Below are 9,149 nucleotides of genomic sequence, written 5' to 3'. Positions count from 1 at the left end.
GTATAGGCCGATGGCGAGCTGCCCCAGCGTGAACAGCAGGGCGGTCACGGCGCTGCCCACCCACACCTCGCGCCACTGGAGCTTGACGGCGGGCAGGAACTTGTAGATCAGGGCGAACACGGGGGTGAGCAGCAGGACACTCAGCAGCGCCGTGCCCGCCCGCACGAAAAAGGCCCCCGCGCCAATCCGGTCGCCCAGGTGCTGCGCGATGGCCGAGAGGTAGGTGTTCAGACCCAGGAAGGCGATCAGAATCAGGCCGATGCCCAGGATCAGCCCAAAGGACACTACCCGCGTCTGCACGATTTTCAGAAAGCCCCCCGGCGGCGGCGGATCGGCCCCCCACATGCTGCTCAGGGCGTCCTGAAGCTGCACGAAAAGGCCGGTCGCCCCCATGAACAGCGTCACGAAGCCGACGATGCTGGCGACCAGCGAGCCGCGCTGAATGCCTTCCTGGTTGGACACCAGACTGCGCAGGAAGGCGGCGGTGTCCTGGCCCACGTTCTGCGCGATGGTGCTTTCAGGGCCGACCAGTTGCTGCACGACCTGCTGGTCCGAGAGAAAGAATCCCGCGATGGCGACCGCGAACAGCAGCAGCGGCGCGATGCTGAACAGGGCGTAGTAGGCGATGGCCGCCGCCAGCCGCGGGGCCTTGTCCTGCCCGAAGGCCAGCGCCGCCTCCCGGATCAGGGTCCAGAGGTCCGAGAACTTCATGCCGGCAGTCTACGGGGCCGCCGCAGCCGCGCCAGCGCACCGCCCCACGGGGATTCCTTTACGGATGGAGCAGCCGGATGGGACGACCAGATAGGGCGGGCGGATGGGGCGGCCGCCGCCTGGAATGTCCGGGTGCCCCCGCCCCCTGCTAGCCTCTTGCCATGCGTCCCATTCCGGCAGGTTTCACCCAGACCCTGACCGTCACCGTGACGGACGAGATGACCGTGCAGTTCGCGGAACTCGGCGCGGTGCATCCCGTGTACGCCACCTACTGGCTGGCCCGGCACTTCGAGGAGGCGGGGCGCAAGATCATCCTGCCCTTTCTGGAAGACGGTGAGGGCGGCATCGGGACCGACGTGCAGGTCACGCACACCGCCAGCGCCCTGCCCGGCATGACCGTCACCGTGACCGCCACCTTCGAGCGGATGGAGGGCCGCCGCATCCTCTGCACCCTGCGCGCCGTCTCCGAACTGGGCGACGAGATCGGGCACGGCACGACCGGCCAGATGGTGCTGCCCCAGGCCAAGATCGACGCGAATTTCGAGCGGCTGCGCGGGCGCTGGCAGGCGCGGCAGGCCGAGGACGCATGAACCCGCCCCGGCCACTGAACATCGCGGATGTGCCGGGGCGCGAGCTGGTCACGGCGTCCGGGGAGCGGCTGTCGCTGGCGCGGTCCCTCTCCGGCCCCTTCGGTCTGCGGGGGCTGCTGGTCCATCACGAGGTCCTGCTGCCGGGCCGCCGCGCTTCGGGCCTGCACTTCCACAGCCAGAAGGAGGAAGCCTCCTCCGTCCTGGCGGGGCAGCCGTCGGTGTGGACCGGAGCGGAGTTCGTGGACCTCGTCCCCGGCGACTTCATCGGCTTTCCGCCCTCGCCGGACGCGCCGCACCTGCTGGTCAACCGTTCGGATGCCCCCGCCACCATCCTCACCATCGGCACCTGCCCCCCGGACGACGAGATCACCTTTCTGCCGCTGCCGGAGCGTGGCTAAGCCAGACTTTCTTGCATTGCGTAAAAAACCTGTACATGGTCTGGAATATGTTCGGCGTGTCTGGGCTAGACTCCTCGCGTCATGCCTGAAGCTCCCCGCGTCTCCCGCTACTATGACGTGAAGCGTGACGAGAACGGCCACCGTTACCTGGACGTGAACGTGACCGGCTTCTCGCTGCTGCATATTCCCCTGCTGAACAAGTCCACCGGGTTTACCCGCGAGGAACGCCGCGCGCTCGGGCTGGAGGGCCTGGTGCCGCCGCACCACAGCACCCTGGAGGAACAGAAGGACCGCACCTACCTGCGCTACCTCCAGCAGGCCACCGACCTCGACAAGCACGAGTTCCTGCGCGCCCTCCAGGACCGCAACGAGGTGCTGTTCTACGCGCTGTTCACCGACCACCTCGAAGAGATGCTGCCGATCCTCTACACCCCGACCGTGGGCGAGGCGGTGCGGGTCTTCTCGCACATCTACCGCTACCCGCGCGGCTTTGCCGTCAGCACCGAGGACGTGGGCCGGGTGGACGAGCTGCTGGAAAACGTGCCCCTCAACGACGTGCGGATGATCGTGGCGACCGATTCCAGCGCGATTCTGGGGATTGGGGACCAGGGCTTCGGCGGCATGGCGATTTCTATCGGCAAGCTGAGCCTCTACACCGCGGCGGGTGGCGTCGGCCCCGACAAGACGCTGCCGGTCGAGCTGGACGTGGGCACCGACCGCCAGGACCTGATCGACGACCCCCTCTATCTGGGCGTCCACCACAAACGCCTGACAGGTGTGGAATACGACGAGTTTCTCGACCAGTTCGTCGAGGCGACGGTCGCCCGCTACCCCAAGGCGATCATCCAGTGGGAGGACTTCGCGCGCGGCACGGCCTTCCGGGTGCTGGAGCGCTACCGCAAGGTCGTACCCAGCTTCAACGACGATATTCAGGGCACCGGGGCGATGGCGCTGGCCGGCCTGATCAGCGCGAGCCGCCTGAAGGGGGAGCGGCTGACCGACCAGACCTTCGTGGTGGTGGGCGCGGGGGCGGGCGGCATCGGCGTGGCGATGGCGATTCGCCAGGGCCTGATGCGCGAGGGGCTGGGCTACCCCGAGGCAAACGCCCGCGTGTTCGTCGTGGACCGCTATGGCCTGCTGATGCATGGGCAGCCCGGTCTGGAAGACCATCAGCTCTCCTTTGCCCGCCGCCCCGAGGACGTGGCGGGCTGGACCTGTGAGGGCGAGTGGCCGACCCTGCACGAGACGGTCGTGAACGCCCGCGCCACGGCCCTCCTGGGCCTGACCGGCGTCCCCGGCCTGTTCCGCCAGCCCACGGTCGGGGCCATGCTCGCGCACACCCCGCGTCCCATCGTGTTTCCCCTCTCCAACCCCACCAGCAACGTGGAGGCGCAGCCCGCCGACCTGCTGCGCTGGACGGACGGCGCGGCCATCGTCGCCACCGGCAGTCCCTTTCCCGACATCGAGCATGGGGGGCAGATGCACGCGGTGGGGCAGGGCAACAACGCCTTTATCTTCCCCGGCCTGGGCTTCGGGGCCGTGATCAGCCGCGCCCGCGAGATCACCGACGGCATGGTGATGGAAGCCGCGCAGACCCTTGCGGACGAGACGGCGGCTTACGGGAACCGCGTCTACCCGCCCGTGAGTGCCATCCGCGAACTCAGCCTGAAGGTCGCGGTGCGCGTGGCCCGCCAGGCCATCCGCGAGGGCGTGTGCGCCGAGCGCCGCGTGCGCAACCTCACCGACGACGAGCTGGAGGCGTTCGTGCGGGGCCGCCAGTGGGTGCCCAAGTACCTGCCGCTGAGGAAGGCGGCGGGGGCGCGGGACTGAACAGGAGGAACGTCTTCCCGCCATTCGGCCCATGCTCCCGGCGTCAGACTGCGGCAGACTCCCAGAATGTTCACCCTGCGTCCGACCACGCCTACTGACGTTGTTCCCATCCAGGCCCTGCTCCACGCCGTCTGGAACAGGGACGAGGGGGCCATCGCTTACCACGGCGGCGGGCGCGTTCCGGGCGTGGTGGCGCTGGAGGATGGGCAGCCCATCGGGTACGCATCCCCCCGGCGCGGCACCCTGCACCCCACACACCTGTATGTGGGCGTCCACGTTCACCCGGACACACGGCGGCGGGGAGTCGGCTCAGCCCTGTGGGAGGCAGTTACGCAAGGCATCAGCAGCAGCCTGAAAACCGCGACCTATGCCACTCAGCCCGAAGCCGTGCGTTTTCTGGAACGCCGGGGCCTGCGCGTGAGCCTGGAAACGCACCTGCCGACCCTCGACCCCGCCCTGCTGAATGGGGGGGTGGTGGACCGCTGGGCTGGAGCCGCGCGTGCCCTGGGCTACGACCTGCTCCCGATGACCGCCCTCACGGGGCCGGAGGTACGCCGCGACCTCACCCGCCTGCATCTGGACGTGTACGCCCACACGCACCGCCACGATCCGCCCGCTGCGTCGTCGCTGGAGGAGGCAGAGGAGGACTTTCTGGAGGGTGACCTCCAGCCCGCCTGGCTCTGGGCAGCGCGGCGGTCGGGGAAGCTGGCGGGGGTGTCCAGCGTTCGCACCACCGACGACCCGGTGGGCGGCGACCTGGGCTGGTTTGGGGTGACGGCCGAACACGCCGCGGACGGCGCGGCCCTCACCCTGGCCCTGACGGGGTTGGCCCTGCGTGCGGCCGGGAGAGACGGCGTGCGCGAGGTGGCCGCCGAACTCGACAGCGCCGATCCCAACGCCCGGCATCTGCTGGCCGCGCTGCCCTGGCAGGCGGGCCGCATCTGGCTCACCTTCACCTCCGCCCCGCCCGTCTAGCCCGCTCCCCTAGGGGTGACGCGCCCCACGCGGGAAGGCTGGCTACGCTGGGCCATGGCCCATATTTCCCGTTACTACGACGTGCAACGCGATTCTGCCGGACACCGCGTTCTGGAGGTGCGCGTCACCGGCTTTCCGCTGCTGCACCTGCCGCTGCTGAACAAGAGCACCGCCTTCACCGAGGAGGAACGCCGCCTGCTGGGGCTGGAGGGCCTGCTTCCGCCCGGCGTCAGCACGCTGGAGGAGCAGAAGGAGCGGGCCTACCTGCGCTTCCGCCAGCAGGGCGCACCGCTGGAAAAGCACGCCTACCTGCGCAACCTCCAGGATTACAACGAGGTGCTGTTCTTCGCGCTGCTCGAAGACCACGTCGAGGAGATGCTGCCCATCATCTACACCCCGACCGTGGGCGAGGCGGTGCAGCAGTTCTCGCGGCTGTACCGCTATCCACGCGGCTTTGCCATCAGCACGGCACACGTCGATCGGGCGCGTGAGCTGCTGGAGAACGTCCACCAGCAGGACGTGCGGATGATCGTGGCGACCGATTCCAGCGCGATTCTGGGGATTGGCGACCAGGGCTTCGGCGGCATGGCGATCAGCATCGGCAAGCTGAGCCTCTACACCGTCGCGGGGGGGGTGGGGCCGGACAAGACGCTGCCGGTCGAGCTGGATGTGGGGACCAGCCGCCAGGATTTGATCGAGGACCCCCTCTACCTGGGTGCCCGCCACGCCCGGCTGACCGGCGAGGCCTACGACGCTTTTATCGACGCCTTTGTGCGTGCCGTGCAGGATCGCTACCCCAAGGCGATCATCCAGTGGGAGGACTTCTCCAAGGACACGGCCTTCCGGGTGCTGGAGCGTTACCGCAAGGTCGTGCCCTCCTTCAACGACGACATTCAGGGCACGGGCGCGGTCACGCTGGCGGGCGTGCTGCGGGCCTGTGCCCTGAAGGGTGAGCGGCTGCGCGATCAGGTCGTGGCTATCCACGGGGCCGGGGCGGGCGGCGCGGGGGTGGCCGCCGCCATCCGCGAGGGGATGCGCCGCGAGGGCCTCACGGAGGACGAGCTGGCCCGCCGGGTCTTCGTGCTCGACTCGCGCGGCCTGCTCACGGATGACCGCCACCTGGAGGACTACAAGCAGCCCCTCGCCACCCCGCAGGCGGTCACGGCGGGCTGGTCCGGCACCGACCTGCTGAGCGTGGTGCGGGAGGGCGGGGTGACCGTGCTGCTGGGCCTCAGCGGGCAGGGCGGCATCTTCAACGAACCCATCGTGCGCGCGGTGCAGGCCAACACGGCTCGCCCCATCGTGTTTCCCCTCTCCAACCCCACCGCCAACACCGAGGCACTGCCGGAGGACGTGCTGCGCTGGACGGACGGGGCGGCGCTGGTGGCGACCGGCAGCCCCTTCGCCCCGGTGGAGCTGAACGGCCAGACGCACGCCATCGGGCAGGGCAACAACGCTTTCATCTTCCCCGGTCTGGGCTTCGCCGCCGTCCTGACCCGCGCCCACGAGATCACGGACGGGATGGTCGCGGAAGCCGCCTATGCCCTGGCCGACTTCACCGCCCGCGAGTACCCGGAGCGCACCTACCCCCCCACCCGCGCCCTGCGTGACGCCAGCCGCGCGGTGGCCCTGCGCGTGGCCCGCCAGGCCCTGGAGGAAGGCGTCGCCCAGGAGGAGAAGGTGCAGGGCCTTGACGATAACGGCCTCGCCGCCTTTATCGAGCGCCGCTTCTGGCTGCCGAAGTACCTGCCGTACCGCACGGCACAGGGGGCGGGGCCGGACCTGGGGTAATACGGATTCCGATTGAAGGGTGTTGAAAACACCCGGAAATCCGACCAGAGGGAGAAGGAACAAGGGCGGATTTCGGGAGATGGATGAACAGGCGGTGCCCTCCCGACTGTTCAGGAATTGGACGGAATCCGTATCAGTGGCAGCCAGCGACCAGCGGCCAGCCCAAACAGAAAAGCCCCCGCCAAAGCGGAGGCTCTTTTGTTGCTGGAAGCTGTTTGCTGGCTGCTGGAAGCTCCTACGCCCCCGGCTGCGTCACGTCCCGCCCCTGGGTGGGGGGAATCGTGGCGGGCTGTTCCCCGGTGGCGGGCAGCAGCACCAGATCCAGCACCTCGCCCACGCGCTCGACGGTGTGAATCCGCAGCTCGCCCCGGATGCTGTCGGGCACGTCCTGAAGGTTCGGCTCGTTGTCCGCCGGGATGATCACTTCCCGGATACCGCCCTGGTGCGCGGCGAGCAGCTTCTCCTTGACGCCGCCGATGGGCAGCACGCGGCCACGCAGGCTGATCTCACCGGTCATCGCCACGTCCAGCCGCACCGGGCGGCCCGTCACCGCGCTGATGACGGCGGTGGCAATCGTGATGCCCGCGCTGGGGCCGTCCTTGGGCGTCGCGCCGTCGGGGAAGTGGACGTGCAGGTCGAGCTTCTTGTGGAACTCGGGGTCCGCGCCGTACTGGTGGGCGTGGGCGCGCAGGTAGGCGACCGCCGCCTGCACCGATTCCTTCATCACGTCCCCCAGCGAGCCGGTCATGCTGATCTTGCCGCTGCCGGGGGTGGCGAGGGCCTCCACCATCAGCATGGTGCCGCCCACGCTGGTCCAGGCCAGGCCCTGCGCCACGCCGACCTGGGGTTCTTTTTCCATCTTGTCGGGCCGGTGCAGCGGCACGCCGAGGTAGGCGGGGACATCGGCGGCGTCAATCACCTTGAGGCCTTCCCAGGGCTGTTCGAGCAGTTCGCGGGCCGCCTTGCGCGCCAGCTTGCTGATCTGGCGGTCGAGGTTGCGCACGCCGCTCTCGGCGGTGTACTCCTCCACGATGCGGTTCAGCGCCGCGTCGGTGATCTCCAGCTTGCCGGTCAGGCCGTGCGACTTGATCTGGCGGGGCACCCGGTAGCGCTTGGCGATCTCCACCTTCTCCTGCTGGGTGTAGCCGGGGATGTTGATGACTTCCATGCGGTCCAGCAGCGGGCGCGGGATGGTCTGGAGGCTGTTGGCGGTGGTGATGAACATCACCTGCGAGAGGTCGTAGGGCACTTCCAGGTAGTGGTCCTGGAAGGTGTGGTTCTGCTCGGGGTCAAGCACTTCCAGCATCGCGCTGGAGGGATCGCCGCGCCAGTCGCTGCTCATCTTGTCGATCTCGTCGAGCAGGATGATCGGGTTGGTCACGCCCGCCGTCTTCATCGCCTGGATGATGCGGCCGGGCATCGAGCCGATGTAGGTGCGGCGGTGGCCGCGAATCTCGGCCTCGTCGCGCACGCCGCCCAGGGCCATGCGGACGAACTTGCGGTTGAGGCTGCGGGCGATGCTCTTGCCCAGCGAGGTCTTGCCGACGCCGGGAGGGCCGACTAGCACCAGGATCGGCGCGCGCAGCTCGGCGTCGTCGGTGCGTTCCTCGGCGGCACGCTCGCGGCGCTGCTCCTCGGTCTCGCCTTCCTTGTGGGTGAGCTGGCGCACGGCCAGGAACTCCAGGATGCGGTCCTTCACGTCGCCCAGCGCGTAGTGGTCGGCGTCGAGGATGTCACGGGTGCGGGCGATGTCGAGGATTTCCTCGTCGCGCTTGCTCCACGGCACATCGATCAGCCACTCGATGTAGTTGCGGACCACCGTGCCCTCGGGGCTGCCGCCGGGCGTGCGCTCCAGGCGCTGGAGTTCCTTGAGGGCCTTGTCCTTGACCGATTCGGGCATCCCCGCGGCCTCGATCTTCTCGCGCAGGGCCTCGACCTCGGCGGGGCCTTCCTCGCCGCCGCCCAGCTCCTTGCCGATGGCCTTCATCTGCTCGCGCAGGTAGTACTCGCGCTGGTTGGCGTCCATCTGTTCCTTGACGCGCCCGGCGATCTTCTTGTCCATGTTGAAGCGCTCGGTGTCGCGCGTCAGCAGCCGTAGCACGGCTTCCAGGCGGTCACGCGGCGAGATGGCCGAGAGGACTTCCTGCTTCTCCTCGGGGGTCCAGGTGGCGTGGTGCGCAACCTGATCGGCCAGTGCGCCGGGGTCGGTGAGGTTCTTCAGGCCCTCAAGCTGGTAGTTGTCCAGGCGCAGGTTCTTGTTCTGGCGCTGGTATTCCTCGAAGGACGCCTTGACCTCGCCCGCCAGCACCTGCACCTCACGGCCTTCCAGCTCGGTCGCGGGGGCGGCGGCGGCCTGCGTCTCGGCGCGCACGCGCAGGTAGGCGCTGGGCACCTCGTCCAGCACCCTGGCGCGCTCCTGGGCCTCGACTAGTACCTGATAGGTGTTGTCGGGCATGCGGACCACCTGCTTGACCACACCCAGCACGCCCATGTCGTACAGCTCGGCGCGGGTGGGGTCGTCGGTGCGGGCGTCACGCTGGGTCAGCAGCAGCACGCGGCGGTCGGAGGCCTGCGCCTCGTCCACGGCGCGCTTGCTCTTGGGCCGCCCCACATCGATGTTCATGGTGATGCCGGGCAGGAGGACCATATTTCTGAGGGCGACTACGGGAAGTTCCCAGATCATGCTTGCTCCTTGAAACCGGAACCGGAAAAGGCCCGGGGAAGAGGTGAGTCTAACGCGGGGAGCCGGGCACCTGCGGCGGTCTCACTTGACCTCCCGGTGGGAAAAGACACCCCGCCCACGATGTCCCCAGATTCTAGGGAGGTGGGCGGGTCGGTGCTGTAATCTATGTTG

At 68.6% G+C, this 9,149-nt stretch carries 7 protein-coding genes (1 of these 7 only partly in view); 5 read left to right on the top strand and 2 right to left on the bottom strand.

What is annotated here, in order from left to right; all coding sequences use genetic code 11:
• Positions 1–711, bottom strand: partial view of a YihY/virulence factor BrkB family protein gene (locus ABEA67_RS12270; RefSeq protein ID WP_345465511.1) — the 5' portion only. Its footprint begins 474 nt before the window's first position; 711 of the gene's 1,185 nt are visible here — the first part of the coding sequence; it begins with the start codon at positions 709–711; the stop codon falls past the left edge of the window.
• A 161-nt stretch (positions 712–872) separates the two neighbouring features.
• On the opposite strand from ABEA67_RS12270, the gene ABEA67_RS12265 reads away from it, so the two are divergent.
• The 5 genes from ABEA67_RS12265 (at position 873) to ABEA67_RS12245 (ending at position 6,295) form a co-directional block, all read left to right on the top strand.
• Entirely contained in the window at positions 873–1,301 is a 429-nt protein-coding gene (locus ABEA67_RS12265; RefSeq protein ID WP_345465509.1) for a thioesterase family protein, read from the top strand.
• Positions 1,298–1,699, top strand: coding sequence for a cupin domain-containing protein (locus tag ABEA67_RS12260; RefSeq protein WP_345465507.1), 402 nt, complete (start codon positions 1,298–1,300; stop codon positions 1,697–1,699). Before ABEA67_RS12265 ends, ABEA67_RS12260 begins: the two co-directional genes overlap by 4 nt.
• A gap of 81 nt (positions 1,700–1,780) precedes the next feature.
• Complete coding sequence (locus ABEA67_RS12255; protein WP_345465505.1) at positions 1,781–3,529, top strand: NAD-dependent malic enzyme; 1,749 nt, start codon at positions 1,781–1,783, stop codon at positions 3,527–3,529.
• 66 nt (positions 3,530–3,595) lie between these two features.
• Positions 3,596–4,504, top strand: coding sequence for a GNAT family N-acetyltransferase (locus tag ABEA67_RS12250; protein ID WP_345465503.1), 909 nt, complete (start codon positions 3,596–3,598; stop codon positions 4,502–4,504).
• A gap of 54 nt (positions 4,505–4,558) precedes the next feature.
• Positions 4,559–6,295, top strand: coding sequence for an NAD-dependent malic enzyme (locus tag ABEA67_RS12245; RefSeq protein WP_345465501.1), 1,737 nt, complete (start codon positions 4,559–4,561; stop codon positions 6,293–6,295).
• 235 nt (positions 6,296–6,530) lie between these two features.
• Here the strand turns inward: ABEA67_RS12245 and lon are convergent, their stop codons facing one another.
• Positions 6,531–8,978, bottom strand: a complete 2,448-nt coding sequence (lon, locus tag ABEA67_RS12240; RefSeq protein ID WP_345465499.1) for an endopeptidase La — start codon at positions 8,976–8,978, stop codon at positions 6,531–6,533.
• Positions 8,979–9,149: the final 171 nt, after the last annotated feature.

The sequence above is a fragment of the Deinococcus carri genome (assembly GCF_039545055.1).
Classification (GTDB): domain Bacteria; phylum Deinococcota; class Deinococci; order Deinococcales; family Deinococcaceae; genus Deinococcus; species Deinococcus carri.
The sequence above is the reverse complement of the archived record's forward strand: the minus strand, read 5'-3'. Positions and strand labels throughout refer to the sequence as shown.

Excerpts from the sequence above, each read along its gene's own strand:
- ABEA67_RS12250 (WP_345465503.1), top strand. The coding sequence starts at position 3,596 with ATGTTCACCCTGCGTCCGACCACGCCTACTGACGTTGTTCCCATCCAG.
- ABEA67_RS12260 (WP_345465507.1), top strand. The coding sequence starts at position 1,298 with ATGAACCCGCCCCGGCCACTGAACATCGCGGATGTGCCGGGGCGCGAG.
- ABEA67_RS12255 (WP_345465505.1), top strand. The coding sequence starts at position 1,781 with ATGCCTGAAGCTCCCCGCGTCTCCCGCTACTATGACGTGAAGCGTGAC.
- lon (WP_345465499.1), bottom strand. The coding sequence starts at position 8,978 with ATGATCTGGGAACTTCCCGTAGTCGCCCTCAGAAATATGGTCCTCCTG.
- ABEA67_RS12245 (WP_345465501.1), top strand. The coding sequence starts at position 4,559 with ATGGCCCATATTTCCCGTTACTACGACGTGCAACGCGATTCTGCCGGA.
- ABEA67_RS12265 (WP_345465509.1), top strand. The coding sequence starts at position 873 with ATGCGTCCCATTCCGGCAGGTTTCACCCAGACCCTGACCGTCACCGTG.